Origin of the sequence: Microbacterium sp. USTB-Y (genome assembly GCF_023703415.1) — a bacterium.
Taxonomy (GTDB): Bacteria; Actinomycetota; Actinomycetes; order Actinomycetales; family Microbacteriaceae; genus Microbacterium.
This window is the reverse complement of sequence record NZ_JAGMTU010000007.1, coordinates 116,377-142,870: the sequence shown is the minus strand read 5'-3', so window position 1 is coordinate 142,870 and position 26,494 is coordinate 116,377. Positions and strand designations below refer to the sequence as shown.

General features: G+C 71.0%; 24 protein-coding genes. 16 read left to right on the top strand and 8 right to left on the bottom strand.

From position 1 onward, the window contains the following. Window positions 1-6 precede the first annotated feature (6 nt). From J8G10_RS16875 to J8G10_RS16840, 8 genes are all read left to right on the top strand, one after another. Complete coding sequence (locus J8G10_RS16875; RefSeq protein WP_251447641.1) at window positions 7-798, top strand: alpha/beta hydrolase; 792 nt, start codon at window positions 7-9, stop codon at window positions 796-798. Between the two features lie 25 nt (window positions 799-823). Next, a complete protein-coding gene (locus tag J8G10_RS16870; protein ID WP_251447639.1) occupies window positions 824-2,398 on the top strand; it encodes an ABC transporter substrate-binding protein in 1,575 nt (524 codons plus the stop codon). Between the two features lie 20 nt (window positions 2,399-2,418). Beyond that, window positions 2,419-3,114 (top strand): hypothetical protein, encoded by a 696-nt coding sequence (locus J8G10_RS16865; RefSeq protein ID WP_251447637.1) that lies wholly within the window; start codon window positions 2,419-2,421, stop codon window positions 3,112-3,114. A gap of 37 nt (window positions 3,115-3,151) precedes the next feature. Then, window positions 3,152-4,327 carry a thiolase domain-containing protein gene (locus J8G10_RS16860; RefSeq protein ID WP_251447635.1) on the top strand — a complete coding sequence of 392 codons (1,176 nt, stop codon included), beginning with the start codon at window positions 3,152-3,154 and terminating at the stop codon, window positions 4,325-4,327. Continuing rightward, complete coding sequence (locus J8G10_RS16855) at window positions 4,324-4,752, top strand: Zn-ribbon domain-containing OB-fold protein (protein WP_251447631.1); 429 nt, start codon at window positions 4,324-4,326, stop codon at window positions 4,750-4,752. Before J8G10_RS16860 ends, J8G10_RS16855 begins: the two co-directional genes overlap by 4 nt. A gap of 15 nt (window positions 4,753-4,767) precedes the next feature. Continuing rightward, window positions 4,768-6,180 (top strand): 3-oxoacid CoA-transferase, encoded by a 1,413-nt coding sequence (locus J8G10_RS16850; RefSeq protein WP_251447628.1) that lies wholly within the window; start codon window positions 4,768-4,770, stop codon window positions 6,178-6,180. 45 nt (window positions 6,181-6,225) lie between these two features. Then, complete coding sequence (locus J8G10_RS16845) at window positions 6,226-7,482, top strand: aspartate aminotransferase family protein (RefSeq protein ID WP_251447625.1); 1,257 nt, start codon at window positions 6,226-6,228, stop codon at window positions 7,480-7,482. Between the two features lie 95 nt (window positions 7,483-7,577). Continuing rightward, complete coding sequence (locus J8G10_RS16840; protein WP_251447621.1) at window positions 7,578-8,501, top strand: phosphotriesterase; 924 nt, start codon at window positions 7,578-7,580, stop codon at window positions 8,499-8,501. Between the two features lie 75 nt (window positions 8,502-8,576). Here J8G10_RS16840 and J8G10_RS16835 read toward each other — a convergent pair whose 3' ends face one another. After that, entirely contained in the window at window positions 8,577-9,329 is a 753-nt protein-coding gene (locus J8G10_RS16835) for an N-acyl homoserine lactonase family protein (RefSeq protein WP_251447619.1), read from the bottom strand. A 180-nt stretch (window positions 9,330-9,509) separates the two neighbouring features. Between J8G10_RS16835 and J8G10_RS16830 the strand changes: the two genes are divergently transcribed. The 3 genes from J8G10_RS16830 to J8G10_RS16820 are packed head-to-tail and all read left to right on the top strand — an operon-like array spanning window position 9,510 to window position 12,833. Continuing rightward, the gene (locus J8G10_RS16830; RefSeq protein WP_251447616.1) at window positions 9,510-10,676 is read left to right on the top strand and encodes a PrpF domain-containing protein; all 1,167 of its coding nucleotides are present in this window, start codon (window positions 9,510-9,512) and stop codon (window positions 10,674-10,676) included. Beyond that, window positions 10,673-12,127 (top strand): aldehyde dehydrogenase family protein, encoded by a 1,455-nt coding sequence (locus tag J8G10_RS16825; protein WP_251447613.1) that lies wholly within the window; start codon window positions 10,673-10,675, stop codon window positions 12,125-12,127. Before J8G10_RS16830 ends, J8G10_RS16825 begins: the two co-directional genes overlap by 4 nt. 22 nt (window positions 12,128-12,149) lie before the next feature. Further along, window positions 12,150-12,833 carry a hypothetical protein gene (locus tag J8G10_RS16820; RefSeq protein WP_251447610.1) on the top strand — a complete coding sequence of 228 codons (684 nt, stop codon included), beginning with the start codon at window positions 12,150-12,152 and terminating at the stop codon, window positions 12,831-12,833. A 99-nt stretch (window positions 12,834-12,932) separates the two neighbouring features. Here the strand turns inward: J8G10_RS16820 and J8G10_RS16815 are convergent, their stop codons facing one another. From J8G10_RS16815 to J8G10_RS16805, 3 genes are read right to left on the bottom strand one after another with little or no spacing between them, the layout of a single operon-like run. After that, window positions 12,933-14,030, bottom strand: a complete 1,098-nt coding sequence (locus tag J8G10_RS16815) for a phosphotriesterase (RefSeq protein ID WP_251447606.1) — start codon at window positions 14,028-14,030, stop codon at window positions 12,933-12,935. Further along, on the bottom strand, window positions 14,027-15,121 hold the full coding sequence (locus J8G10_RS16810; protein WP_251447603.1) for a hypothetical protein: 1,095 nt from the start codon (window positions 15,119-15,121) through the stop codon (window positions 14,027-14,029). Before J8G10_RS16810 ends, J8G10_RS16815 begins: the two co-directional genes overlap by 4 nt. A gap of 3 nt (window positions 15,122-15,124) precedes the next feature. Next, window positions 15,125-15,991 (bottom strand): amidohydrolase, encoded by an 867-nt coding sequence (locus tag J8G10_RS16805; protein ID WP_251447599.1) that lies wholly within the window; start codon window positions 15,989-15,991, stop codon window positions 15,125-15,127. A gap of 319 nt (window positions 15,992-16,310) precedes the next feature. On the opposite strand from J8G10_RS16805, the gene J8G10_RS16800 reads away from it, so the two are divergent. From J8G10_RS16800 to J8G10_RS16785, 4 genes are all read left to right on the top strand, one after another. Continuing rightward, complete coding sequence (locus J8G10_RS16800) at window positions 16,311-17,777, top strand: GH1 family beta-glucosidase (protein ID WP_251447597.1); 1,467 nt, start codon at window positions 16,311-16,313, stop codon at window positions 17,775-17,777. A 3-nt stretch (window positions 17,778-17,780) separates the two neighbouring features. Then, window positions 17,781-18,875, top strand: coding sequence for a LacI family DNA-binding transcriptional regulator (locus J8G10_RS16795; RefSeq protein ID WP_251447595.1), 1,095 nt, complete (start codon window positions 17,781-17,783; stop codon window positions 18,873-18,875). A 202-nt stretch (window positions 18,876-19,077) separates the two neighbouring features. Continuing rightward, a complete protein-coding gene (locus tag J8G10_RS16790; protein ID WP_251447593.1) occupies window positions 19,078-20,346 on the top strand; it encodes a sensor histidine kinase in 1,269 nt (422 codons plus the stop codon). Further along, window positions 20,343-20,969, top strand: a complete 627-nt coding sequence (locus J8G10_RS16785; protein ID WP_251447591.1) for a response regulator transcription factor — start codon at window positions 20,343-20,345, stop codon at window positions 20,967-20,969. The genes J8G10_RS16790 and J8G10_RS16785 overlap by 4 nt, the downstream gene beginning before the upstream one ends. A 372-nt stretch (window positions 20,970-21,341) precedes the next feature. Here the strand turns inward: J8G10_RS16785 and J8G10_RS16780 are convergent, their stop codons facing one another. Together J8G10_RS16780 and J8G10_RS16775 are read right to left on the bottom strand one after the other, a co-directional pair. Beyond that, window positions 21,342-22,418: a hypothetical protein gene (locus J8G10_RS16780; RefSeq protein WP_251447589.1), complete on the bottom strand. Its 1,077-nt coding sequence runs from the start codon at window positions 22,416-22,418 to the stop codon at window positions 21,342-21,344. Beyond that, entirely contained in the window at window positions 22,415-23,290 is an 876-nt protein-coding gene (locus tag J8G10_RS16775; protein ID WP_251447587.1) for a DUF1266 domain-containing protein, read from the bottom strand. The genes J8G10_RS16780 and J8G10_RS16775 overlap by 4 nt, the downstream gene beginning before the upstream one ends. Window positions 23,291-23,393: 103 nt before the next feature. On the opposite strand from J8G10_RS16775, the gene J8G10_RS16770 reads away from it, so the two are divergent. Next, window positions 23,394-24,083 (top strand): TetR/AcrR family transcriptional regulator, encoded by a 690-nt coding sequence (locus tag J8G10_RS16770; RefSeq protein WP_251447585.1) that lies wholly within the window; start codon window positions 23,394-23,396, stop codon window positions 24,081-24,083. Here the strand turns inward: J8G10_RS16770 and J8G10_RS16765 are convergent, their stop codons facing one another. Continuing rightward, window positions 24,084-25,430 (bottom strand): uracil-xanthine permease family protein, encoded by a 1,347-nt coding sequence (locus J8G10_RS16765; protein WP_251447581.1) that lies wholly within the window; start codon window positions 25,428-25,430, stop codon window positions 24,084-24,086. Between the two features lie 141 nt (window positions 25,431-25,571). Further along, a complete protein-coding gene (locus J8G10_RS16760) occupies window positions 25,572-26,447 on the bottom strand; it encodes a phosphoribosylaminoimidazolesuccinocarboxamide synthase (RefSeq protein ID WP_251447578.1) in 876 nt (291 codons plus the stop codon). Window positions 26,448-26,494 lie beyond the last annotated feature (47 nt).

The window sequence follows — 26,494 nt, the reverse complement described above, 5'->3', positions numbered from 1 at the left end:
CAGCACATGACCATGCAGACCCTCTCCGAATCCGTCACCGGCGGAATCCGGGAACGACAGATCGTCGTCGGCGAGGCCACCGGCGCGCTGTGGACCGCGGACGACGCGATCGGCGCCCCCCCGCTGCTGCTGATCGGCCATGCGGAGCGGCAGAACCGGACCAAGCCGGACGTCATCGCACTCGGACACGCCTACGCACGCGCCGGGTACACGGTGGTGGCGATCGACGCGCCGTGTCACGGCGGGCGGCATCGCACCTCACGGCACTGGGAGCTCATCGACGACATGGCCGTGCGCGCCGCGGTCGGCGACATGGGGACGGCCGCAGATCTGTTCCACGCCGAGATCGCGCCCCAGGGAGTCGCGGAATGGCATGCGACGCTCGACGCGCTGCAGCAGCTCGACGAGGTGGATGCGGCGGGGCCGGTGGGATTTCTCGGCGTCGCGCTCGGAAGCCTCATCGGGATCCCCTTCCTCGCTGCCGACGACCGCGTGACCGCCGCCGTGCTGGGGCTGCTGCGTCGCGACTCGGTGGACGAGAGCGCGACGCGGGTGCGGATACCCGTCGAGTTCCGCCTGCAGTGGGACGACGAGCTCGTGCCGCGCGATGCGGCTCTCACCCTGTACGACGACCTGGGTTCGGCCGAGAAGGCACTGCACGCGAATGCGGGCGGCCACCTCGACGTGCCCGCTCATGAGACGGAGAGCGCCCTGCGCTTCTTCGCCCGCCATCTCGGCGCGAATCCCTCGCCCCGTTTCGAGCGGCTCGGTGTCGAGTCGCTCGGTTCCCTTCAGTGACGAAAGCGGACTTCAGGAGAAACACATGCGATTCACGAGAACGAAAGCGGCGGCTGCGCTTGTCGCGACCGTGCTGGCCGGTGCGCTGGCTCTGACCGGCTGCGGCGGCGGAGGCGGCGGCAAAGCCGGCTCCTCCGCGGGCGGCGGCAAGGGCGGAACGCTCACCGTCGGCCTCACCCGAGCGCCGGCGAGCTTCGACGCCGGAAGCCTGTCCCGTGCCGGCCTGACCAACAACTTCCTCGCTCCGGCCTATCAGCCGCTCATCGAGATCGATGAGAAGGGCAAGCTCGCCCCGAGTCTCGCCACGAAGTGGGAGTGGCTGGACGACACCAACACCACGCTGAAGCTGGAGCTGCGCGACGATGCGAAGTTCAGCGACGGGTCGCCGGTGACAGCCGCGGGCGTGGTCGCGTACTGGCAGTACGCGCTGCAGACCGCGTACTCGCAGTACTGGCTCGGCGGGGCGACGTTCGAGACGCCGACGGAGCACGAGGTCGTGGTGCACCTGCAAGCGGACAAGCCGCGCCCGAGCCTGCCCTGGGCGTTCACGACTGCTTTCACCTCGCTGGGCTGGATCACCAACCCCGCCGCGCTCAAGGACCCGGACAAGCTCAAGCTCGAGACCGCCGGCGCCGGCCCTTACATCCTGGACACGAAGAACACGGTCACCAACTCGACCTACGTCTACACGCCCAACCCCAACTACTACGACAAGGCGGAGGTGCGCTGGGACAAGATCGTGCTCAAGGTCATGCCCCAGGAGCAGACCCGTCTCGCTGCCCTGCGCACCGGACAGATCGACGTGGCGGCCGGGTCCCTGCGTCAGGTCAAGTCGGCCAAGGACGCCGGCCTGCAGGTGGTGGAGGGTCCGGGATCCGCCCGTCCGATCGTCTTCGGAGATCTGAAGGGCGAGATCGTGCCCGCGCTCAAGGACCTGCGGGTGCGCCAAGCGCTCATGTATGCGGTCGATTGGCACAAGGCCGGTGCAGGCATCTTCGGCGACAACGTGGTCTACAACCAGCAGCTGTTCATCGAGGGCTCGGAGGGCTACGCTCCCGATCTCGTCGAGCGGTACCCCTACGACCCGGCAAAGGCGAAGCAGCTGCTGGCCGAAGCGGGCTACCCGGACGGCTTCGACGTGGGCGAGATGCTCGTCGGCCCGGTCGAGGGCAACAAGGAGATCGCTCAGGTGCTACAGGCGGAGTGGGCCAAGATCGGCGTCACGATGCAGCCGCTCGTGCTCGACCCGAGCATGTGGGGCACCAAGCTCGAGGCGCAGGTGTGGCCGGTCAACGCGTTCTCGGCGATCCTCGCCCCCGTCGGCCCGACGGTGACCGCGATCCTGGATCCGAACAGCTCATGGCTGGCCAACTCCGACTACACGGAGTTGTACCGCCTGATCGACGTGGCCCAGCACGAGACGGCGGACACCCCGGAGAACGCCAAGGCGTGGCAGGACGTCAACCGATACGTCGTGGAGAACGCCCTGCTGATCACGGGGGTCATGCCGAAGAACCTCTGGTTCGCGAAGCAGGACATGGCGGGCATCGTGATCAATCCGCCGTCGCTGACCTCCATCATGCTCTGGCATCGGAAGTGACGACGAGGAGCTGACGGATCATGACCAGGACCTGGGCGCCCACGATCGGCGGAGATCATCTCTACGCGCTGTGGACCGATGCCTCTGTGGAGGAAGGCTCGGACGAGTTCGAGAGGCTCGACGCGTTCTACAGCGACGTGCACATCGGCGAGGTCCTGCGGGAGAACCCCGGTTTCGTCACCGCGGTCCGTGGCGGGCGCGTCTCGCCCGCCACGGGCACCGGGTACGCGGCCGCACGGTGGGCGGCGCTCTACGGAGTCCACGGTGAAGCGGGGATCCAGGCCTACGCCGCGCGCAACGCATCCGGACCGGCGCCGCTCTTCAGCGCACTGCCTCCGCTGTTCCCGCACGCCCTGCGCGGACGGGGGCGGGGCCTGTACCGCCGGGTGGCGGTAGCCGGGGACGCGCCGGCGGCCGGGAGCGGCAAGCGCCGATCGGCGGCGCTCGTGCTGATCGCGCGGGGGACGGACGAGGATCCGCCGTGCTTGGAGGCTCTTCGCCGTGGCGGACGGATCCCGCGGGCGGGTCGGTACCAGCTGATCCACGACCTGAACGCAGAGGGCACGTCGTCGCCTCGGGTGATGGATCTGCTCGAGGCGGACAGCATCGCCGCCGCCACGGACCTCGCGGGGGCGGAGCTGGGGCGCCACGCGATCGTCTACGAGGTCCTGGCGGGGACGGACGTGCCGGCCGATCCGGTCGCCACGCGCCCCTGACGAGAACGACGACAAGCGAAGAAGGAGAGGAACACGAATGGGACGGTGGGATTCGATCCGCATCGTGGGTGCCTACGAGCACCCGGGCCGAGAGCTGCCGGACAAGTCGCTGGCGCAGATCCACACGGAGGTGGCGCTGGGCGCCCTCGCCGATGCCGGGCTCACGCTCGACGATGTGGACGGCTATTTCTGCGGGAACGACGCGCCGGGGAACGGCTGGATCTCCATGGCCGACTACATGGGGCTGCGCAACCTGCGCTACATGGACTCGACCGAGACGGGCGGATCCGCGCCGATCTATCACGTCGCGCACGCGCTGGCCGCGATCGCCGCGGGCGATTGCCGCGTGGCGCTCGTCACCCTCGCCGGGAAGTCCCGCACAGGCGAGCAGTCCGGCGGCGGAGGCCTCACCGTCCCCGAGGACGGCTTCGAGGACAGGATGGCGGGGTGGAACGGCCCGGTGGGCAATTACGCCCTCGCTGCCAAACGGCACATGCACGAGTTCGGCACGACCAGCGCCCAGCTCGCCGAGGTCAAGGTCGCCGCCTCCATCCACGCCTCCTTCAACCCGAACGCCTTCCTGAAGAAACGGGTCACCGTCGACGACGTCCTGAACTCGCCGATGCTGGCGGACCCGCTGCACCGCGACGACTGCTGCGTCGTCACGGACGGCGGCGGAGCGATCGTGGTCACGACGGCGGAGATCGCCCGCGACCTCGGCCTCGGGCGCCGCGCGGTGCGCGTGCTCGGTCACGGCGAGGCGGGCAAGATCGTCAACGGCGGGAAGGTCGACCTCACCTATTCGTCGGCGATCTGGTCCGGCGCGCGCGCCTTCGAGCAGGCCGGGCTCACTCCGCAGGACATCGACTACGCGTCGATCTATGACAGCTTCACCTTCACCGTGATCCAGATGCTCGAGGACCTCGGCTTCTGCGAGCGCGGTCAGGGCGGGCGCTTCGTGTTGGAAGGCGCGCTCGTCGCGCCGTTCGGCCGGCTTCCGGTCAACACCGACGGCGGCGGGCTCGCCAACAACCACCCCGGTGGGCGCGGAGGCGTGACGAAGCTCATCGAGGCGGTGCGCCAGCTGCGCGGCGAGGCGAACGAAGGCGTGCAGCTGCACGATGCCGGGCTCGCCCTCGTGCACGGCAACGGCGGCTTCCTCGGCACCCGGATGCGCAGCGCCACCATGATCCTCGGAAGGGAAGACGCATGAGCGAGATCATCACGGACGCCCCGTTGCCCGTGCCGGCACCGGCCCCGAACCCGGACACCGCCGAGTTCTGGACGGCTGCCGCGGAGGGCCGGTTCGTCATCAAGCGCTGCGAGGCGTGCGGCGAGGCGCACTGGTACCCGCGCCCGATCTGCCCGTTCTGCCACAGCGATCGCACTGTATGGGAGACGGGTTCCGGCCGCGGCACGGTCTACAGCTTCACCGTGATCCGCCGGGCTTACGGTCCCTGGCGCGAGGCGGCACCGTACCTCGTCGCCTACGTGACCCTCGAGGAGGGGCCGACCATCATGACGAACATCGTCGACTGCGAGGTCGACGACATCCGCATCGACGATCCGGTCGAAGTGGTCTTCCACGCCGGAGACGGGCACGTCGTCCCGCGATTCCGTCCCGCGCGCACGCGCTGAAGAGAGAGCACCATCATGCCGAACGACAAGATCTTCCCTTCCCCCGAGGCCGCGGTCGCAGATGTTCCGGATGGCGCGACCATCGCGGTCGCGGGCTTCGGGCTCACGCAGAGCTTCCCTTCCAGCCTCACCGTCGCGCTGCGCGCCCAGGGGGCGAAGGAGCTGTGCATCGTCGCGAACTCTCTGGGAGAGGGACCCTACCGGTCGATGACCCTCATCGAGAACCATCAGGTCAAGCGCTTGATCGTCTCGTTCTCGGCTCGGGCCAGCGGCGACCGCTCGCCCGCCGAGCAGCAGATCGCCGCCGGTGACATCGAGGTCGAGCTCGTGCCGCAGGGCACCCTCGTCGAGCGGCTGCGTGCGGCAGGCGCAGGCATCGGCGCCGTCTTCACCCGCACCGGCGTCGGCACGGTGGTCGCCGAGGGCAAGGAGGTGCGCACGATCGACGGCGTCGACTATGTACTGGAGAAGGCGCTTCCGGTCGACTACGCCCTGATCCGGGCGCGCCGGGCCGACCGCTTCGGCAACCTGGACTTCGCCGGCGTCGGACGCAACTTCATGCCGAGTTTCGCGAAAGGCGCGCAGATCGCGATCGCCGAGGTCGATGAGATCGTCGAGGGTGCGCTGCCGCCGGAGTCGATCGACCTGCCCGGCATCTTCGTCGACCGGGTCGTGCTGCAGACGGCCGACGTCAAGCCGCGGTTCTGGGCGGCCCGACCCGGTGCAGGGAGCGACGCCGCGCAGGAGTACAACGGCAAGAGAGGCTGGACCCGCGGCGAGATGGCGAAGATCACCGCCGACCTCATCCCAGAGGGCAGCTACGTCAACCTCGGGGTCGGCATGCCCACGCTCGTGTCGAACCACATCGCCGGGCGGGATGTCACCCTGCACGGCGAGAACGGCGTCCTCGGCTACGGCGAGGCCGCCGCGGAGGAGGACTACGACCCCGCGCTCTACAACGCCGGCGGGGAATACGTGCGTCTGCGTCCAGGCGGATCCTATTTCGAGAGCGTCACCGCGTTCGAGATGGTGCGCGGCGGCCACGTGGACGCGGTCGTTCTGGGGGGATTCCAGGTCGACGCGCACGCGAACCTGGCGAACTGGAGCCAGCCGGCGATGGTCGGCGGCGGCATCGGGGGCGCGATGGATCTCGTCGCCGGCGGTGGAACCGTCATGGTGATGATGACGCACACCGCGAAGAACGGCGCGCACAAACTCGTCGCCGAGTGCGACTACCCCCTCACCGGACCTGCGTGCGTGGACATCGTGGTGACGGACCTGGCGGTCTTCCGCTGGAACGGCGAGCGGTTCGTCGTGGAGCGCGTCGCAGACGGCTTCAGCTTCGACGAGATCGCCGAGCTCACCGACTTCCCGCTCGTCGCCTCCCCCGAGTTCACGGCCCGCGAGGGCGCATTCGCACGCGACTGAAGCGACCTGACGCAGAAGAACGCAAGACCCGAGAAGAGAGAAGACATGCTGCGACTCGCAGAGAATCTGGCCCAGTTCACCGGCGGTGTGATCGATCGAGGTTCCGGGGTGCGGTTGCACCTCGAGGACGGCACCGAGCTCTTGGACTTCGCCGCAGGAATCGCGGTGACGAGCACCGGGCACAGCCATCCCCACGTGGTGCAGGCCATCCAGGACCAGGTGGCGAAGATCCTGCTCCCCGCCTCGAGCCTCGGGCTGAACCGTCCGACGCTCGATTTCCTGGAGCGCTTCGGACCGTATCTGCCCGAGGGCATCGACCGGATGTGGTTCGGCAACATCGGTGCCGAGGCGGTCGAGACGGCGGTGCGCCTGGCGCGACACGCGACCGGACGCCCCAACATCATCGCCTTCGAGGGCGGGTTCCACGGGCGCACGATGGGAGCGGCCTCGCTCACGTCGTCGACGGCGAAAGTGCGTGCAGGCATCAGTCCGCTCATGGCCGGCGTGGTGTTCGCACCCTACCCGGCGCCGGCGCGTCTGCGGTCGGTCCAGGGCGACGCGACCGATCACGCGCTCGAGCAGCTCGACCGCATCCTCGCCACGATCTCGATCCCGCAGGATACCGCTGCCTTCCTCGTGGAAGCGGTTCAGGGCGAGGGCGGCTACGTTCCGGGCACGAAGCGGTTCTTCGACGGGCTGCGCGAGCGTGCGGACGCCCATGGGATCCTGCTGATCTTCGACGAGATCCAGGCCGGCTGGGGACGCACGGGACGCTTCTGGGCGTTCGAGCACTTCGATGCGCGCCCCGACATGATCGTGATGGGGAAGGGGATGGCGTCCGGCCTGCCGATCTCGGCGCTCGCCGCGTCGAAGGAGCTCATGGACAAGGCCTGGGCGGGATCCATGGGAGGCACGTTCTCCGGCCACGTCGTCACCGCTGCTGCAGCCCTCGCCACGCTCGACGTGTACGAGCAGGAGGAGCTCGTCGACAACGCCGCGGTGCAGGGCCAACGGCTGATCGACGGGCTGCGCGCCGTCTCGGAGAGCGTGGCGGAGGTGCACGAGGTGCGCGGACTGGGCCTCATGGTGGGAGTCGAACTGCGCCATGCCGACGGATCGGTCGGAACGGCGCTCGCGGCGCGGGTGCAGAAGGAGGCGTATGCGCGAGGGCTGCTCATCCTCACCTGCGGCATCGACCGCGACACGATGCGCATCGTCCCGCCGCTCGTGGTCGAGGCGGAGGATGTCGATCGTGCGGTGCAGATCTTCGGCGAGGCGCTGCACGCCGCCGTCGCGGGTTGAGCCGTGCCGGGCATGATCGGAGCAGTCGCCGGGATCGGCGGGATCCCGCGACGACGCAGCGGAGCGGGGATGCGCCCCGGGAGAGCGAGCAGACGATGACCTCACAGGCCGGACAGACCGTGCAGACGGTGCGGGGCCCCGTGTCCGCGCGCGCCCTCGGGCCGACGATGCCGCATGAGCACATCGTCTCGGACATGTACCGGGTGAACCGGCAGAAGGCGTCGTTCATGATGGACCTCTACGAGGCCGTCAACGACCTGCGCTCCTACAAGGCGGCGGGCGGCGCCACGATCGTCGACTGCACGAGCGGCGGCCTCGGGCGCGACCCGCACAAGCTGCTGCAGGCTTCCGTCGAGTCGGACGTGCACATCGTGATGGGATCCGGCTGGTATCGCGAGCCCTTCTACGAGGAGGACTTCAACAAGCTCAGCGTGGCCGTCCTCACGGAGCGGCTCGTCGACGACATCGAGAACGGCACCGACGGCATCCGCCCCGGTGTCATCGGAGAGATCGGCGCCGATCGCGAGTGGCTCTCCGCCGTCGAGGAGCGGGCTCTGCGGGCGAGCGCCCGTGCGCACCGCAGGACCGGTCTCGGAATCATCCTGCACGGCACGCGCTCGAAGGTCGGGCTGTGGCAGCTCGATGTGCTCGAGGAGGAGGGCGTCGATCTGCGCCGCGTCGCCGTGAGCCACTGCGACGGACTCGACGACGTCGACTACCACGAGGTCCTGGCCCGGCGCGGCGCCTTCGTGATGTACGACCGCAACGGCCCGCTCGACATCCCCCAGCAGGAGGAGCGCGTGCGCAACACCGTCGAGATGGTGCGCCGCGGGCTCGCCGACAAGCTCCTGCTCTCGCACGACGTCTGCTGGATCACCGACCGGGAGCGCCGCGGCGGCCCCGGGTACTCCTATGTGCTGCGCGAGATGCGCGGCGAGCTCATCGCGGCCGGTGTCGACGCGGAGATCGTCGAGCGGATCGTCGTCGACAACCCGCGCAGGCTGCTCGTCGGCGCATAGACGGGACGGGTACGCAACGGCTGAGGGCCGGAATGCAGAGCATTCCGGCCCTCAGCCGTTGCGCGGGGCTGCGGATCAGAGGAACGGTCCGTGATCGAGCACGGCGCGATCATGGCTCGGGATCACCTCGCAGTCGAGGGAGTCGATCGTCGCGAAGCTCGCGGCGTAGTCGGTGATGCTCGTGTAGAGGCCGGACGGGATGTGGGAGGCGGTCGCATCGCCCTCCCAGTTGACGTAGGCGTTCACGGTGTCGCCGGCGAGCAGGTAGCGGCGGTCGGCGCCCTGCACCAGCACGCCCTGCGAGCCGGGGGTGTGTCCCGGGAGCGCGATGACGGAGACGCCCTCGGCGATCTCGGTGTCGCCCTCGACCGTGCGGATCCGGTCCTCGGCGCGGCGCCACGGGGACTGCACACCGGGAAGGCGCTCGAACATCACGTTGTGCCACTCGACGGGATCGATCGCGTAGTCGACCTCGCTGCGCTGCACGATCACCTCCGCGTTCGGGAACAGGTCGTTGTTCGACGAGTGGTCCCAGTGCAGATGGGTGTTGATGACCGTGCGCACCTCCGCGGGATCGATGCCGAGCTTCTCGAGGGCGGCGGCCGGATGCTCGTCGACGGCACGGATCAGATCGTGGCCGTGCAGTCGTTTGACGGTGTCGGCATCGGGCGGTCCGGTGTCGACGATGATCGGCGATGCCCCGCCGGTGATCGCGAACATGATGAACACGGTGTCGAAGCGCTCACCCCACCCGCGCAGGTAGGTGACGGAGGGCATGTGCAGGCCGTTGATACGCCCCACGCACACCGGATGGATCTCGAGGCTCATGGCTCCCATCCTCTCGGGATTCGTCGCTGTGTCGCCGATGCGCGCCGAAGCCGGATCCGTCGCGGATCCAGCCCCGGCGAAGGCCGGAGAACCGGGCCCCGGCACGAGGTTGACAGCGAATGGATTTCATTGTGTACAATCGTACACGCAAGTACCGCACCGTGTGCAAAGGAACGCAACATGGAACATGAAACGCTCGCGCTCGACGAGGAACTGAGGCGCGACGCCCGCATCCCCGCCGTGTGGATGCGCGGAGGCACGAGCAAGTGCTGGATTCTGCGCGACGATCACCTCCCCATCGACCTCGCGGCGCGCGATGCTCTGCTCCTGCGGCTGTTCGGGTCACCGGACCAGCGTCAGATCGACGGAGTCGGCGGCGGCACGTCCACGACGAGCAAGGCGATGATCGTCGACGCGGCGGGTGCCTTCGACGGGGTCGTGGAATACGAGCTCGCTCAGGTCAGCGTCGCCACGCAGCGGGTCGAGTGGGACAGCAACTGCGGCAACTGCGCCTCGGCCGTCGCGCTCTACGCCGTGCAGGAGGGGCTCGTGCCGCTCACCGCGCCGGCCACCACGCTCACTCTCATCAACCGCCACTCCGGACTCGTGCTGGAGGCCGTCGTCCAGACCCCCGACGCACAGGTCCCGCCGCATGACGGCGACGAGATCGTGCCGGGCACCGTGTACCCCGGTGTGCGGGTCGTGCTGCGCTGGAGTCCGCCGACATGGTCCGAGTACGGCCGGACCCTGCCCACCGGCAGTCCCGTGGACGTGCTCATCGTCGACGGGAAACGGGTGCTGAGCACCATGATCGACGCCGGATCCCCCACCGCTCTGGTCTCGGTCGATGAGATCGGCTTCGAGGGCGGTCTGTCATCACGGCCCGCGGTGGCCGAGCTGCTGCCGTGGCTCATGCGATTCCGGCAGGCCGCCGCCGCGCGGATGGGTCTGCCCGGCGGGGGACAGGCGGTGCCCAAAGTCGGCATCGTCGGGCCCGCCGCGAGCGAGTCCGGGGCGGACATCGAGGCCCGCATGGTCTCGATGACCGAGCTCCACCCGGCGATCGGCATCACCAGCGCGGTCGCCGTGGCCGCCGCGGCGGGGATCGAGGGCAGCGCCGTGCACTCGCTGCTGCGCGCGTCCGCGCAGGTGCCGGCGTGCGAGTTCTCGATCGGCACGTTCGCGGGATCCGTCCGGCTCGGGGTCGAGCGGGGCACGGACGGATCGGCGCAGGCCGTCGACAGCGTGCGTTCGGCACGCCGGCTCGCCGACGCCACATTGTTCGTGGGACGGGACTGGGTCGACATCGTCAGCGAGGATGGGATGGACGTGAGGAGCCGGGCATGAGCGAGCGGGGCATCTGGATCGACAACGCGGAGCGACTCGGCTCCGGTGCGACGCTGGTCGTGCGCAGCCCTTACGACGACCACGTCGTCGCGAGGATCGCCTCGGCCTCGCCCGCCGACGTGGATGCGGCGATCGGCAGCGCCGCGCGCGCCCACGGCGAGGTGCTGCGGCATCTGCCCGCCCACGAGCGCTCCGCCGCTCTGCGCCACATCGCCGACGGCATCCGGGCGCGCCACGACGAGCTCGTCGACACGGTCGTCGAGGAGGGCGGCAAGCCCGTCCGCGACGCGCGACGCGAGATCGGACGAGCCGCCCAGCTGTTCTCCATGGCCGCGGATCTCGTCGCGACGATGCCGATCGGAGCGGTGCTTCCGATGGACTCGGTGCCCGGGGGTGAAGGCCGTTTCGGGTACACGATGCGCGTGCCGGTCGGTGTGATCGCCGCGATCGTCCCGTCGAACTCGCCGATCAATCTGGCGGCGAACAAGGTCGCGCCGGCACTGGCGATGGGTAACGCGGTGGTCATGAAGCCCGCCGATCAGACGCCGGTCTCGGCGCTGATGCTCGCAGAGATCGTGCGCGATGCGGGCCTCCCCGCGGGCGCCCTGAACGTGGTCATCGGCTCCGTCGACGACGCCGCGCGGCCGCTCGTCACGGACGACCGGGTGCGGATGGTCACCGTCACCGGGGGCGTCGCCACCGGCCGCGCGATCGCTGCGACCGCCGGGCTGAAGAAGCTCACGCTCGAGCTCGGCTCCAGCGCGGCCAACGTCGTCTGCGCGGACGCGGATCCGGTGGCCACCGCACGCACCCTTGCGACGAGTGCGTTCCTCTCCTCGGGGCAGGCATGCATCTCGGCGCAGCGGCTCATCGTGCACTCCTCGATCATCGAGGAGTTCTCGGTCGAGCTCGTCCGTGCGGCGGAGGCGATGGTGATCGGTGATCCCCGGGATCCCGAGACCGAGATCGGCCCGCTCGCTTCGGCCTCGCATCTCGAGCAGCTGCTCGAGTGGATCGATCAGGCGAAGTCTCTGGGTGCGACCGTGCTCACCGGCGGGGAGCGTCACGAGCGGACCATCCGTCCGACGGTGCTGCGAGACGTCCCCGCCGAGGCGGCACTGAGCTGCGAGGAGGCCTTCGGGCCGATCGCCACGCTCGCCGCCTTCGACACCATCGAGGAGGCGTTCGCCCTCGTCAACGACAGCCGGTTCGGCCTGCAGGCGGGCCTCTTCACGAACGATCTGCAGACGGCGTTCCGCGCCGCGAGCGAGATCGACGTGGGTGCGCTGTGGATCAACGACTCCTCGCGGTATCGGCAGGACAACTATCCGTTCGGCGGCCGCAAGCTCAGCGGCATCGGACGCGAGGGAGTCGAGTACGCGATGGAGGAGATGTCGGAGCTGCGCTTCGTGGGCATCCGGCTGGTCTCGACCGGCGGCCTGCCGGGCTGATCCGACCTCAGGAGCGATGACGATGACGATGACGCACGATTCCGACGGCTTCCCCTCCGCCCGGCTCTACTGGGTCGGCATCGACCCCGTCCCCGGTGTGCCCTCGGAGGATGTGGACCCCGCGGACGAGGCACGACGTGCGCTCGTCACCGCCGCGGAGGTCGAAGGGCTGGATCCGGCGACCATGACGGGGCTGCGCCTCGCGCAGCAGGACGCCCGTGGCGACATCGGCGCCCGGTACGTCGCGGCCTTCCGCGTGCCTCTCGAGCTCGACGCGGACGTGTTCGCCGCGGCGCGCGAGGCGCGGCCCTGGCCCGACGGCGTCGGTTTCGCTCCGCGCTGGCGGCTGCTGTTCGAGCGCTTCCTGAGCGTGGGAATGCCGGAGCCGGAGGGGGCGCAACTGGTGCTGGTGGGGATGACGCCCGCAGCGGACGCCACGGCGGAGCAGGTCGAGGAGTTCAACGCCTTCTACAACGGCACGCACCTCCCGGAGGTCCTGCATGACTGGGATTGGCAGCGCGCGGGACGCTACGAACGTCGAGCGGTCGTCGGCGGATCCGGTCCGCGCTATCTCGCGGTGTACGAGAGCGGCCCGACCGCGCGCATCTCGCCGCGCAGTGCGGAGGGCGTGCCGAACTACTCCAGCGGGCCGTACGCGTGGGAGCACCGCGACACCGCCTGGCGCCTCCGTTACGACGTGATCTGACCTCGGCACCGATCCCGAGGGGCGTGGAGACCGGCCGCGCGAGCCGCCCGTGCGGGTGCGGCTCGCGCGGCTTCCGGGCTCAGGCGTGGCGAGGGGACGTCAGGGCCGGGGCGCATCGAACGCGAGCAGGCGCGCGGGGTTGCCGACCATGATCTGCGTGATCGCGTCCTCGGGCACGCCGTGGCGGCGGAGCGCAGGAAGGAAGTGGTCCGAGATGTAGGTGAAGCCCTGCCCGCCGTACTGCTGCAGCTGGATGCGCTGACAGACGTCGTGGGCGAGCAGGAGCTGACCGGCGAAGCCGGCGTCGACCAGCTCGGCCACGCCGCGTGCCACACGATGATCGCCGATCGGCAGCCGGTGCAGCCGACGGCTGCCGGTGGTGCCGAGGAAATCGAACTCGATCGTTGCGCCGCGGCGCAGCAGCGGCAGCGCAGCTGCCTGCTCGACGGCGAGATCGTTCACGTGGCCGAAGACCACGCGGTCCGCGCCGAGACCCTCTTCGGCGATCGCCTCGAGCACCCGCAGGCGCTCGTCGCCGTGGCCGCCGCAGTGGAAGGTGAGCGGAGCCCCGGTGATGCGCCCCGCGCGTGCCGCCGAGCGGGTGATCTTCCACTCGTTGTCGGTGAGGGGAAGGTTCTCGGCACCGATCTCGCCGATGACGCCGGAACGGATTCCCGTGCCGTCTGCGCCGACGACGATGTCGTGCACCGTCTCGGCTGTCAGGTCGTCGACCGTTCGGCGATCCATCTCCGGGGGATGGAAACGCGGCGAGTACCAGCCGGCGCCCATCACGACCTGGACTCCGGAGGCCCGTGCGATCCGCCGGAGTGATCGCGGGTCCCGGCCGATCGGACGGCTCGTCACGTCGACGATGGTGCCGCCGCCCGCATCGCGGAAGGCCAGCACCTCGGGAAGCATCTCTGCGACGTCGCCGATGAGGTCGTTCGCCGCCAGCGGCCCACCCTGCCGCGTCCGTGCGAGGTTCTTCAGGCTCAACGGCTCCGCCGCCTCCGGCGCGTCCTCGCCGGGGCGCCGCCCCCACGCCGGCCTCCGCAGGTCGAGGAAGAGGTGCTCGTGCATCAGGGCGACGCCGAGCGTCGCCGGGTCGACGGGCCCGTCCACGGTGAGCGCCATCCCGCGCAGGTCGGGGACGTCGAGCCCGGTCAGCGGGTCGTACACGGAAGGGGATGAGGTCATGGGCGGGGCTCCGTCACGGTGCTCGTGGGCAGGGCGGCGGAGGCGATGGTGAGCCAGTCCTGCGGGTTCGTCGTCGTCAGGGCGGGAAGGAGCTCTCCCCCGCCGAAGTGCTCGAGGATCCAGAGGAACTGACGCGGCACGGCCGCATAGCCGCTGCCCCCGTAGGTGCGCAGATGATGCGCGCGAGCGACGCCGGAAGACACCAGCAGCCGTTCGAGATGCCCCTGGCCCGCCAGGCGCACGATCGCCGCTGCGACCTCCTGATCGTCGGCCTCGCTGTCCGCGGTGATGATGCGACCCAGGCGGCCGAACAGCACGCGGCACCCCGCCTCCAGCACCGACAGCAGTTCATCCGGCCGGGCCGCGAGTGCATCGGAGTGCGAGAAGGCGATCCGGTCCGGAGGCACTCCTTCGTCGGCGAACGCCGCCATCACGGCGGATCGGGCCTCGGGATCCGCAGGGAGCCGGATCATCACGGGCGCACCGCTGCGTCGGGCGGCCCGCCCCGCGGCGGTGAGCAGCAGCGCCTCGTCCGGGACGCGCGGGTCGAGCGGTGCCAGTTCGCCGATCAGGCCGGCGCGCACACCGGCGACGCCGAGCTCGAGCTCTCGCACGATCTCGTCGGCCACGTCGTCGACTCCGCGTCTGTCGAGCCCCGCGGCCCATGCCGGGTGGAACCAGCCGGCGCCCATCACCACGTTCACGTCGGTGCGGAGCGCGAGGCGGCGCAGGGCGGCGGGGGAGCGCCCGCGATCGGCGGTGGTCGCGTCGACGATCGTGCGGATGCCGAGAGCGGATGCGTCGAGCACCTCGTCCACGGCGAGCGCCTCGTCATCGAGGGTCTCGTCGGCGCGGTTCGGGGAGCCGGTCGTGAGCGTCGTCAGCAGCGGCAGGCTGAGCGCGGCCTCATAGCGCGTTCGCTCCGCGGCGGTGAGGGGGCGTCTCATCTTCGCCACCGTCCACGCCCGCGCGTGGTCCCAGGGGGGTGAGAAACTGCCGAAGACGTGCTCGCCGGGCAGCACCGGGCCGAGCTCGGCGGGGGGCCGAGGGCCGAGAACGGTCGTCGCGGTGCCCGCCGTCACGCGGGGCATCGCTCAGCGCTCCCAGTCCCAGCCCGCCTCGGGCCGCGGCCACCTCAGCACGGTCGCCGCCGTGCGGCCGAGGATCCACTCCTTCTCGCTCGCGCCGAGGAAGCCCAGTTCGTACCGTGTGTGGTCGAGGATCTCCCGGTAACTCGCGCGGAGCACCCGGGTGGTGTCGGATCCCCACATGAGACGTTCCGGTCCGTACCCGTCCACGATGCGCTCCAGCATCGGGGTGAGCGAGGGATACGGGTACTCCTCATCGGTGTAGTCGGGGATCGAGGAGAACTTCAGGAAGACGTTCGGGTACGCCGTGAGCGGGAAGAGATCGTCGATGTGCGCCCAGGCGTCGAATCCCGTGCGCTGGCCGATGAGCAGCCCCATGTGGTCGATGATGAGGGGCAGGCCGGGATGGCGTTCCGCGATCGCGGCGACCTTGCGCACCTCCTGTCCGAAGATCAGCAGCATGAGAGGGATCCCGAGTCGCTCGGCCTCGGCCCAGAACCAGGCGAAGCGATCGACGTCGAGCCAGTCGCGTCCGCGGAAGCTCGGATAGCTCATGCGGATGCCCCGCATGCCGGGGTCATCGAACCAGCGCTCGATGCGCGTCCGATCCGGATCCCACAGGTCGAATCGGCCCATCACGCCCAGGCGGTCCGGATGCTCGGCGGCCCACCGCAGCGCGGGGCGGTTGTCGTCGCCGGCCCAGATCGCCGGAACGATCGCCGTCGCGCTCACGCCGATCTCATCCATGGCGGGCAGGATCTCGGTCGGGGTCGATCCATGCGAGCCGTCCGGCGCCGGATCGCCGTAGTCGGGCCAAGGGTGCTCCGGCGAATTCGGGAGGTACATGTGGACCTGGGTGTCGAGGATGAACATGGCGCTCCTTCGCGATCGTCTGAGCGACGGCGCGGGCGGTCGTCGCCTCTCCGGCGGAGTGCCGCACCATCCAATTGTGTACGAGTGTACACAAACTCGTCGAGGGGGTGTCAAGATTTCGGACGGTGAGAACCGCGGGCGAGGAAGACGCCGACCGCCACGCCCGGGCTCTCCGACCGCCCTCCCTGCCCGCCCGGGGAAGGTGTTGACAGGCGTGGGAGCGCTCCCATAGTCTGGCGCGGATCGCGTGGGAGCGCTCCCACGCGACCTCTGCCCCACTATCGTGCCGCCCGAACGGCGCGCCGAGCGAAGGAGAGCGATGAACGCGTCCCCCCGTCGATTCCCGGACGGCTTCCTCTTCGGAGCCGCGACCGCGGCGTACCAGATCGAGGGCGCCGCCTTCGAGGAGGGCCGGACCGCATCGATCTGGGACGCGTTCGCCCGGGTTCCCGGAGCCGTGCAGAACGGCGACACCGGCGATGTCGCGTGCGACCACTACCACCGCTACGCCGACGACGTGCGGCTCATGGGCGAGCTGGGCCTGCAGGCCTATCGCTTCTCCACCTCGTGGGCGCGGGTGCGGCCCGACGGGGGCGCGGTGAATCCGGCGGGGCTCGCCTTCTACGACCGCCTCGTCGACGAGCTGCTCGCGGGCGGCATCGTGCCCTGGCTCACGCTCTACCACTGGGACCTGCCGCAGGCGCTCGAGGAGAAGGGCGGCTGGACCGCCCGCGACACGGTCGACCGGTTCGTCGACTACGCGCTCAGCGTGCACGACGCGCTCGGCGACCGCGTGCAGCACTGGACCACGCTGAACGAGCCGTGGTGCTCGTCGTTCCTCTCCTACACGGCGGGCGTGCACGCGCCGGGGCGGACCAGCATCGAGGACGGCATGCTCGCGGCGCACCACCTGCTGCTCGCGCACGGCCGCACGATCCAGGAGCTGCGGGCGCGGGACCCGGAGCTCGACCTCGGCGTCACGCTCAACCTCACGGTCGCCGACCCGGCCGATCCGCGCGACCCCGCCGACGTCGACGCGGCCCGGCGCATCGACGGCCAGTTCAACCGCTGGTTCCTGGATCCGGTCCTCCGCGGCGCCTACCCCGCCGACGTGGTCTCGGACATCCGGGACGTGGATCCGGTGGCCGTGCGGCGCTGGGCCGCGGCGATCCAGGAGGGCGATCTCGACACGATCGCCACGCCCCTGGACTGCCTGGGCATCAATTACTACCACGGCGAGCTGCTCTCCGGGACGCCGCAGCCCGGCGCCGAGGGCACCCCGCACGACGGCGCCGGCGACGGCGCGCGGCGCACCCGCTCGCCGTTCCCCGCCGCCGACGACGTGCACTGGGTCGAGCGGGGTCTTCCCCGCACCGGCATGGACTGGGAGGTGCAGCCGGAAGGGCTCACCCGGCTGCTGCGGCGGATCGGCACCGAGTACGCGCCCGGGCTGCCGCTCTACGTGACCGAGAACGGCGCCGCCTACGACGACGTCCTGGAGGGCGGCCGGCTCGACCCCGCGACGGGAGCGGTGACGGGCGGCGCCGTGCACGACGCGGAGCGGGCGATGTTCCTGCGCGAGCACGTCGCGGCGACCTTCGACGCGATCGATGAGGGCGTGGACGTGCGCGGCTACTTCGCCTGGTCGCTGCTGGACAACTACGAGTGGTCCTTCGGCTACGGCAAGCGCTTCGGCATCGTGCGGGTGGACTACGACACCCAGGAGCGGATCGTGAAGGACTCCGGACGCGAGTACGCGCGGATCATCGCCGCCCGGGCGGTCTGAGCGATGGTCGATCGGCCGGGCGCACGGCGGGCCGGATCCGCCGGCGACGATCCCCGACCGGGGACCCGGGTGCCGGATCCGGAGCGGCCGGGCCGCGCCACGATCGAAGAGGTCGCGGACGCCGCCGGCGTCTCCCGCTCGACCGTGTCGCGCGTCGTGAACGGATCGTCCGCGGTGAGCCCCGAGGCGCTCGCCGCCGTGCAGGACGCGATCGCCCGGCTGGGGTACGTGCCGAATCGCGCGGCGCGCTCGCTGGCCCTGCGGCAGACCCATGCGATCGCGCTGGTGGTGCCGGAGGACACCCGCCGCTTCTTCGGGGATCCGTACTTCGGCGCGGTCGTGGCGGGCATCGGCGACCGCATCGCGCGCTCGGACTACATCCTGAACCTGCTCATCGCGAGCGACGACCCGGGCGGGCGGATGACGGGGTTCGTGCGCAACGGCGGCGTCGACGGTGCGATCATCCTCTCGCACCACACCAGCGACGCGTTCGTCGACCGCATCGTCGAGGCGGTGCCGGTCGTCTTCGGCGGACGGCGCTCGACCGGCGGCGACGCCGACTTCTTCGTCGACGTCGACAACGTCGCGGGCGGACGCCAGGCCGTCGCGCACCTGATCGCCACGGGACGGAGCCGGATCGCGACCGTGACCGGACCGCTGTCCATGGCCGGCGCCGTCGACCGTCTCGAGGGGTTCCGCGAGGGACTGGCCGAGGTCGGGCTCGCGCCGTTCGCCGAGCTCTCCGGCGACTACTCCGAGGCGAGCGGCGTCCAGGCTGCGGAGGAACTCCTCGCCCGCGCCGGCGAGCCGGGCGGAGGCCTTCCCGACGCGGTGTTCGCGGCCAGCGACCTCATGGCGCGCGGCATGCTGCGCACCCTGCGCGGGGCGGGTCTGCGCATCCCGGAGGACGTCGCGGTCGTGGGCTTCGACGACTCGGCCGTGGCGCTGTCGACGGATCCGCCGCTCACGACCATCCGCCAGCCGATGCATGCGCAGGGGGAGGCGCTCGCCGGCGTGCTCATCGACCGGCTGACCGGAGCCGCCCCGCCCCGGCGCACCATCCTCGGCACCGAGCTGGTGGTGCGCGGGTCCGCCTGAGGCGAGGACCGTATTCAGGCTGGATCCGGCCCCGGAGCCGCAGCCGTGGGGTGTGGAGGCCGTCACGCGCGGTCCAGCCTGAGTTCGGCGGATCGGTCCGAGTACCGGCCGGGGGCGGCGCCTGCCTGCGATGTGCACTTCGGGCCGGATCCTGGCCGATCGGATGATGTGGATCCGGATTCCGCGTCCGTAGGCTGTGGCCATGGATCCCCGAGGAGAGCCGCGCGACGAGGCCGTCGTCCCCGACGGCGTGCGCGGAATCCTCGCTCCCGTGCGCTTCGGACGGGCGCTGCAGCTCGTGCTGATCGCGTTGATCGTGGTGAGTGCGATCCGGTATCTCCTCCGGCACGGCGAGGGCGAGAACGCGATCGCGATCATGGCCGGTGCCGCCGTGCTCGCCGTCATGGCGGTGCTGCAGGGCGTGGTGCCGCGCCGGGGTGCGTGGCCCGCGGTGTGGACGCTCGCGGTGAGCACGCTCTGGGCCGTGCTCACCCTCGTCGCCCCGTCCTTCGCCTGGTGCGCGGTGCCCCTCGCCTTCGCCGTGCTGCAGATCCTCCCGTTCTGGCCGGCGACGACCCTGGTCGCGGCGATGACCGCCGTCGTGATCGCAGCCGAGCTGCGGCTGGCGGTGCAGTTCGACCCGACGCTCGTGGCCGGGCCGATCGGGATCGCATTCGCGACGATCGTCGCCTATCGGGCGCTGGACCGCGAGGCCCGCGCCCGCCAGCAGCTGCTCGACGAGCTGACGGCGACCCAGGCCGATCTCTCCGCCGCGCAGCACCGTGCGGGGGCGCTCGCCGAGCGCGCCCGGCTCTCGCGCGAGATCCACGACTCCGTGGGGCAGGATCTGTCCAGCATCAATCTGCTGTTGCAGGCGGCCGAGCAGGGCTGGGATCGCCGACCGGACGCGGCGCGCGAGCAGGTGCGCTCGGCCGCCGGCGCCGCGCGCTCGGCGCTGGACGAGGTGCGCCGGGTGGTGCGCGATCTCGCTCCGGGCGAGCTCGAGGGCGCCGCCGGCTCGCTCCCCGCGGCCCTCGCCCGCGTCGTCGCGGAGGCTGCGGGCGACGGCTTGCACGTGCAGTTCGTCAGCCACGGCGCGGTCGACGGGGCGGGCATGGCGGAGGTTCCGCTGCCGGTCGCGTCGGCGATCATCCGCACCGTACGGGGCGCGCTCGCGAACGTCGCCGAGCACGCTCGCGCGTCCCGGGCGGTGGTGAGCCTGACCGTGCAGCCCGATGAGCTGCGCCTCGACGTCCGCGACGACGGCGTCGGCTTCGACGCCCGCCCCGCCGCCATGGCCGCCCTGGCCGCGCAGCGCCGCGCGGCCGGGCGGGGACAGGGGATCCGCGGCATGGCTGACCGCATCGCGCAGCTCGGCGGCGAGCTTCAGGTGGAGAGCACCCCGGGAGAGGGGACGACGGTGTCGCTGGTGTTCCCGCGGGGCGCGGATCCGCAGGAGGAGGACCGATGACCCTGAAGATCGTGCTCGTCGACGACCACCCGGTGGTGCGCGCGGGCGTGCGGGCGCTGGTCGAATCGGCCGATGACCTCGTCGTGGTGGGCGAGGCATCCAGCGCCGACGAGGCGGTGCAGGCGGTCGGGGCCGAGCGGCCGGACGTCGTGCTGATGGACCTCAGCCTCGGCGACGGCGAGGGCGGCATCGCCGCGACGAGCCGCATCCGCGCGCTGCCGGATCCGCCGGCCGTGCTCGTGCTCACCACCTACGACAGCGAGTCCGACATCCTGCGCGCGCTCGACGCCGGGGCCGCCGGCTACCTCCTCAAGGACACCCCGCCGGACCAGCTGTTCGCCGGGATCCACGCGGTGCACCGGGGAGAGCCCGCGCTCGCGCCCTCGGTCGCCGCGGTGCTCATGCGCCGTGCCTCGTCTCCGGAGCCGCGGATGACGGAGCGCGAGGTGGAGGTGATCGAGCTGCTCGCGGACGGGCTCGGCAACCGCGAGCTCGCGAAGGCGCTCTTCGTCTCGGAGGCGACGGTGAAATCGCACCTGTCGCACATCTACGGCAAGCTCGGCGTCGACACCAGGGCCGGCGCCGTGGCGGCGGCGATCGAGCAGCGCATCATCCGACGCTGACACGCACGCGGGATCCGCGGCCGGGTCGGGGCGCGGTCGGGTTCGGGGCGCGCCGATCCCCGGGCGGGGAGGCGCGTCACGATCAGCACACGGTGTCACGATCCGCACACGTGTTGACGTGGATTCGTGTGCTGATCGTCGCAGGGTGTGCCGATCGTCACACGCCCGGCGCCCACGGATCGGCGCGCCCGGCGCCAGGCACCGTGCCCGGCGTCCCGCGCCCGGCGCCCGCGGATCGGCGCGCCCGGCGCTCGGCACCGTGCCCGGCGCCCCGCACCCGCCGCCCCGTATGCGGAGCGCGCCCCGCCCCCGGCCGGGGGACCGGAGGGCGGGGCGTCGGCGCCGGATCCCCAGGGCTCCGGCGTCCTGCGATCACCCTCCGAAGGATCGCAGGAGGTTCCCCCCGAACAGCGCGAACGCGGTGATCCCCGCCGAGAGGATCACCGCCGCCGACGTGGCGGCGACGGCGAGCAGGGACACGCCCTGCCCGCCGAGGCGCTGTCCGCCGAGCCCGATCGTCACGCCCTCCCCGTGCGCGATCGGGACGGCGGTCTCGTCGCGGTAGGCCGCGGTCCGCGCCGCGAGGCGACGGTGCAGCTCCTCCGCGAGCTCGATGATCCCGCGCATGACGTCCGGTGCGTCGAACCGGGTGCGTGCGGGAAGGTAGAGGTAGGCGCGGTCCTCGACGAGCTCGAGCTCGCCCGCCGCGCCGAGGTCGAGCACGCGCGCCATGAGGTCGGGCGTGAAGATGTACAGCGCGTCGCGCTGGTACCCCTCGGGCACGAGCAGCTGGAACGTCGTGGCGAAGTGCCCCTCGAGGTCCATCCTGGCGCCGCGCAGGCCGAGGGTCGGCACGATGCTGCGGCGGCGGTTCCGCAGCACGATGTGCGGCACCTTGACCGGCAGCGGCAGTTCCACGAAGCCGAACGGACGCTGCAGGGTCGCCCCCTCGTCCCGGCTGCCGACGGAATGGACGATCCCGAGCTCGAACGGGATCCGCGGGTCGTCCGAGGCGACCACGCCGCGCTCCATCGACCGCCGCATGCGCGTGAACGCCGCCCCGGGCCGTCGGGTGTCCTGCAGCAGATCGGCGTACGCCCAGCCGTTGGTCCAGGCGAAGAGCGCGAGCTTCGCGCGTCGCGAGAGGGCCACGGCGTACCAGAGGAAGCCCGCCGCCCCGAGCAGTCCGTAGAACACCCCGAACCCGGCGAGCAGCGGCACCCGCTCGAGCATCCCGATCCGGCCCAGCCACCAGAGCGCGACGACGATCGCCGCGGTGAGCAGGAGCACCCCCGCGAGCACCGTGAAGAACCGGCGGTGCAGGGGGATCCCGGCCGCCCGTTCATAGCCGAGCAGAGTGCCGATGCCCGGTGTCGATCGCAGCGGCGCGAGCTCGATCCGCAGCGGTTCCGCGTCCGGCCGGGGTGCGCTCGGTGTCGCCGCGCTCACCCGATGCGCCAGGGCAGCGACGCCCAGGGGCCGTTGCGCTTCGCCGTCGCGGCGGCCTTGAACTCGCTCCAGCCGTCGCCGTACTTGTCGAAGGTCTTCTCGCCGATGCTCCCGTCGCTCCAGTGCATGACGCGCCCGACGATGTAGCTGAGGCCGAAGTCCGCCCAGGAGGAGAACGCGGGGCGGCCCCCCTCGTTGATGCGGCGGATGATCGCCCTGGCCTCCGGCACCTCCGCGTGGCCGAGCGCGACGCCCCAGGTCGTCAGGCCCACCGCCTGCCCCAGGGCGTAGCCGTCGAGGGTGCGCACGTACAGGTCGGGCGTCACGATGTCCTTCCCGACGAGCTTGCGCACCTGGGCTTCGACGCTCTCGATCGCCGTGACGAAGCCGCGGGCGTCGCGCTTGTCTCCGCCGGCCTCGAGGATCGCCGCGATCCACTCCTTCGCCTTCGGGACGCGCCCGAGGCGCTGCGCGAGCTCGGCGCGGAGGGACAGGCAGGTCACCCAGACGTCGCGGCGGCGGCGCACGGTCACGAGGCGGTCGATGGCGGCGAGCCAGCTCTCCCGCGTGGGCACGCCCCACATCTCGACGAGGTGCTTCTTGTCGTTCGCGCTGAGCGCGGGCGCGGTCGGGTCGTTCCAGGGCCCCGACGGCATGTTCACGATCTGCAGGAAGCCGAGGGCGATCTCGTCGGCCTCGCGGTCATCCGTGGAGAACTTCTCGGACGGCTTCACCTTCGCGGCCGGCATGATCCAGATCACGAGGAAGAACAGCACGACGACGCCGACGATCACCCAGACCCACCACTGCGCGATGAGCCATTCGACGACGCTTCCGAGGTCGTTCAGGTCGACGCGTGCGCTGGGGTGCATGGGAGGCCTTCCGTGCGGGCTTCTCGTAGGTTGAATGAGCATTCAGTTATTAATCTAGCGAATGGATCCGACACCCGGAAACGGATCCGGAAGGCGCCCGCGCATGGCACGCTCCCCCGAGCAGAACCGCATCGCCCGGGAGCGCTCGCACGAGGCCCTGCTCCAGGCGGCGATCGACGTGTTCGCGGAGCACGGGGTCGAGGGGGCGACCATCGCCGACATCACGCGTCGCGCCGGCGTCGCGCAGGGGCTGGTGAACTACTACTTCGGCGGCAAGGAGCAGCTCATCGCAGCGGTCATCGACCGCTGGTTCGCGATGCTGCTCGGGATCGCGCGCGGCGAGGGCCTGGAACCCGTGGCCCCGGCGCCGGACGACCTTCCTGCCGAGGTGCGGCTCGCGGCGATCATCGACACGGCGCTCGGGATGACGGCGGTGGCCCTCCCGCTGCAGCGCGTGGTCGTCGCCCTGCAGCAGCAGCCGACCACCCGCGCACTGTTCGCCGCCGCCGAGCGGCGCCACGTCGAGGGCGTGGCCGCGGCCGAGGACGCGGTGCGGGCGATCTTCCGGGAGCGGGGCGCGGCGGACCCGGCGATGGAGGAGATCATGCTGCGCAGCCTGCTCGACGGGATCGTCGGGCAGCGCATCGTCTACGGCGACTCGTACCCGCTCGAGGCCGCGCGCCGCTGGGTGCACCGCAGCTACGGGCTGCCCGAGCCCGCGGCGCCGCTGCCGGGTGCGACGAAGCCCGCGCCCGGCTCGGAATCCGAGCCGCGGACGCGGGCCTCGCGCTGATCAGGCCGGGTCGCCGCCCATCGGGCCGACCCCTTCGAGCGGACGCGGATCGTCCGCCCCGCTCCGGCGCAGCCGGGCGATCGCGTTGCCGCCGTGGTAGATGACGATCGCTGCGACCGTGGCGATCACGATGCCGCCGAGCATGAAGCCCGAGTCCTTGATCGAGATCGAGAAGCCGCCGACGGCGATGATGAGCGCGACGGCCGCCGTGTACTGGTTCACCGGCCGCGAGAAGTCGACGCGGTTGTCGACCCAGATCTTGATGCCGATCACGCCGATGAGGCCGTAGAGGCCGGTCGTGATCCCGCCGAGGACGCCCGGCGGCACCGAGTTGATGATAGCGCCGAACTTCGGCGACAGGCTCAGCAGGATGGCGGCGATGCCGGCCACCCAGTACGCCGCGGTCGAGTACACGCGGGTCGAGGCCATGACGCCGATGTTCTCGCCGTAGGTCGTCGTGCCGGATCCGCCGAAGAATCCGGCGAGGGTCGTCGAGACGCCGTCGGCGATGAGCGCCTTCCCGGTCTGCGCGTTGATCTCCGGATCCTCGACCATGGTCGCCACGCCCCGCACGTGTCCGACGTTCTCGGCGATGAGCACGAGCACGACGGGCAGGAACATCGCGATGCCGCTCCACACGGTCGGGGTGCCGAAGTCGGGCAGGTGGAAGGTCGGCAGGCCCACCCAGGCGGCCTTGTCGACGGCGGAGAAGTCGAGCTCGCCGCGGAACGCCGCGAAGACGTACCCCGCGATCACTCCGAGGAAGATCGAGATCCGCCCCAGGAAGCCGCGGAAGAGCACGGCGAACACGATGGTGATCGCGAGGGTGAAGGTCGCCGTGATCGGCGCCTGGGCGAAGTTGCCGTAGGCGGCACCGGCGAGGTTGAACCCGATCAGCGCGACGATCGTGCCGGCGAGCACGGGCGGCAGGAAGCGGTCCACCCACTTCACGCCGGCGACGTGCACGACGACGCCGATGATCGCGAGCAGCACGCCGACCGCGACGATGCCGGCGAGCGCGGCGCCGATGCCCTTGTCGGCGCCGGTCGCGTGCGCGGCGGTCGCCGCCGTCACCGGAGCGATGAACGCGAACGAGGATCCGAGGTAGCTGGGCAGCTTGTTGCGGGTGATGAGCAGGAACAGGATCGTGCCGATGCCGCTGAACAGCAGCGTGGTCGGCACGGGGAACCCGGTGAGGATCGGCACCAGGAACGTCGCGCCGAACATCGCCACGACGTGCTGCACGCCGATCGCGATCGTCGCGGGCCAGTTCAGGCGCTCATCGGGGCGGACGACGGCGCCGGGTTCGACCGTGCGCCCGTCGCCGTGGATCTTCCACAGGGCCATGCGGACTCCTCGGGATCGGGGGAGGGGGCTGGGGAAACCCTATCCTGAACGTTCCCTGGGAGATGCGGCCACCACCTCCGAGTCGTCCCCCTGAGCACGACCTATGGCCCGTGCTCAGGGGGACGACTCGAATGTGCGGGGTCAGGCCGTCAGGCGCGCCAGGAGCTCGGCGTAGCGGGCGGCCGTCCGGGCGACGACGTCCTCGGGCAGCACCGGCGGCGTGCCCTGCTTGTCCCAGTGCGCGGAGAGCCAGTCGCGCACGATCTGCTTGTCGAAGCTCGCCATCCGCTCGGCGGGGGTGGATCCGGTCCGCCAGGCCTCGGCGTCCCAGTAGCGCGACGAGTCGCTCGTCAGCACCTCGTCCGCGAGGCGGAGGGTGCCGTCCTCGTCGACGCCGAACTCGAACTTCGTGTCGGCGAGGATGAGCCCGCGCTCCTCGGCGATCGACGCGGCGCGGCGGTACACGGCGAGCGAGATGTCGCGCAGCTGCGCGGCGCGCTCGGGCCCGACGAGCTCCTCGGTGCGGGCGAAGGTGATGTTCTCGTCGTGCTCGCCCATCGGCGCCTTGTAGGCCGGGGTGAACAGCGGCTCGGGCAGGCGGTCGCCGTTGTGCAGGCCGTCCGGCAGCGGGATGCCGCACACCGTGCCGTCCGCCTGATACTCCGCCCAGCCGGATCCGGTCAGGTAGCCCCGCACGACGCACTCGATCGGGAGCATGTCGAGCTTCCTCGCGAGCATCGCCCGGTCGGCGACCTCGGGCGGGACGTCGCCGTCGACCAGGTGGTTCGGAATCGGATCCGCTCCCTCGGCCAGCCGGTCGAACCACCAGCGGCTGAGCGCGGTGAGCAGGGCGCCCTTCTCCGGGATCGGCGGCTCGAGCGCGAAGTCGAAGGCGCTCACCCGGTCGCTGGCGACGACGAGCAGGCGCTCGTCCGCCGGATCCTCCGGGGCGTACAGATCGCGGACCTTGCCGGAGTAGAGGTGACGCCAGCCGGGGAGATCGAGGGGTGTGCTCACGCGTCCATTATCGCGGTGCCCGTCGATGTCCGTGGCCCCGCGTAGGT

Coding starts and splice junctions, on each gene's coding strand:
- J8G10_RS16875 (WP_251447641.1), top strand. CDS start 7: ATGACCATGCAGACCCTCTCCGAATCCGTCACCGGCGGAATCCGGGAA.
- J8G10_RS16870 (WP_251447639.1), top strand. CDS start 824: ATGCGATTCACGAGAACGAAAGCGGCGGCTGCGCTTGTCGCGACCGTG.
- J8G10_RS16865 (WP_251447637.1), top strand. CDS start 2,419: ATGACCAGGACCTGGGCGCCCACGATCGGCGGAGATCATCTCTACGCG.
- J8G10_RS16860 (WP_251447635.1), top strand. CDS start 3,152: ATGGGACGGTGGGATTCGATCCGCATCGTGGGTGCCTACGAGCACCCG.
- J8G10_RS16855 (WP_251447631.1), top strand. CDS start 4,324: ATGAGCGAGATCATCACGGACGCCCCGTTGCCCGTGCCGGCACCGGCC.
- J8G10_RS16850 (WP_251447628.1), top strand. CDS start 4,768: ATGCCGAACGACAAGATCTTCCCTTCCCCCGAGGCCGCGGTCGCAGAT.
- J8G10_RS16845 (WP_251447625.1), top strand. CDS start 6,226: ATGCTGCGACTCGCAGAGAATCTGGCCCAGTTCACCGGCGGTGTGATC.
- J8G10_RS16840 (WP_251447621.1), top strand. CDS start 7,578: ATGACCTCACAGGCCGGACAGACCGTGCAGACGGTGCGGGGCCCCGTG.
- J8G10_RS16835 (WP_251447619.1), bottom strand. CDS start 9,329: ATGAGCCTCGAGATCCATCCGGTGTGCGTGGGGCGTATCAACGGCCTG.
- J8G10_RS16830 (WP_251447616.1), top strand. CDS start 9,510: ATGGAACATGAAACGCTCGCGCTCGACGAGGAACTGAGGCGCGACGCC.
- J8G10_RS16825 (WP_251447613.1), top strand. CDS start 10,673: ATGAGCGAGCGGGGCATCTGGATCGACAACGCGGAGCGACTCGGCTCC.
- J8G10_RS16820 (WP_251447610.1), top strand. CDS start 12,150: ATGACGATGACGCACGATTCCGACGGCTTCCCCTCCGCCCGGCTCTAC.
- J8G10_RS16815 (WP_251447606.1), bottom strand. CDS start 14,030: ATGACCTCATCCCCTTCCGTGTACGACCCGCTGACCGGGCTCGACGTC.
- J8G10_RS16810 (WP_251447603.1), bottom strand. CDS start 15,121: ATGCCCCGCGTGACGGCGGGCACCGCGACGACCGTTCTCGGCCCTCGG.
- J8G10_RS16805 (WP_251447599.1), bottom strand. CDS start 15,991: ATGTTCATCCTCGACACCCAGGTCCACATGTACCTCCCGAATTCGCCG.
- J8G10_RS16800 (WP_251447597.1), top strand. CDS start 16,311: ATGAACGCGTCCCCCCGTCGATTCCCGGACGGCTTCCTCTTCGGAGCC.
- J8G10_RS16795 (WP_251447595.1), top strand. CDS start 17,781: ATGGTCGATCGGCCGGGCGCACGGCGGGCCGGATCCGCCGGCGACGAT.
- J8G10_RS16790 (WP_251447593.1), top strand. CDS start 19,078: ATGGATCCCCGAGGAGAGCCGCGCGACGAGGCCGTCGTCCCCGACGGC.
- J8G10_RS16785 (WP_251447591.1), top strand. CDS start 20,343: ATGACCCTGAAGATCGTGCTCGTCGACGACCACCCGGTGGTGCGCGCG.
- J8G10_RS16775 (WP_251447587.1), bottom strand. CDS start 23,290: ATGCACCCCAGCGCACGCGTCGACCTGAACGACCTCGGAAGCGTCGTC.
- J8G10_RS16770 (WP_251447585.1), top strand. CDS start 23,394: ATGGCACGCTCCCCCGAGCAGAACCGCATCGCCCGGGAGCGCTCGCAC.
- J8G10_RS16765 (WP_251447581.1), bottom strand. CDS start 25,430: ATGGCCCTGTGGAAGATCCACGGCGACGGGCGCACGGTCGAACCCGGC.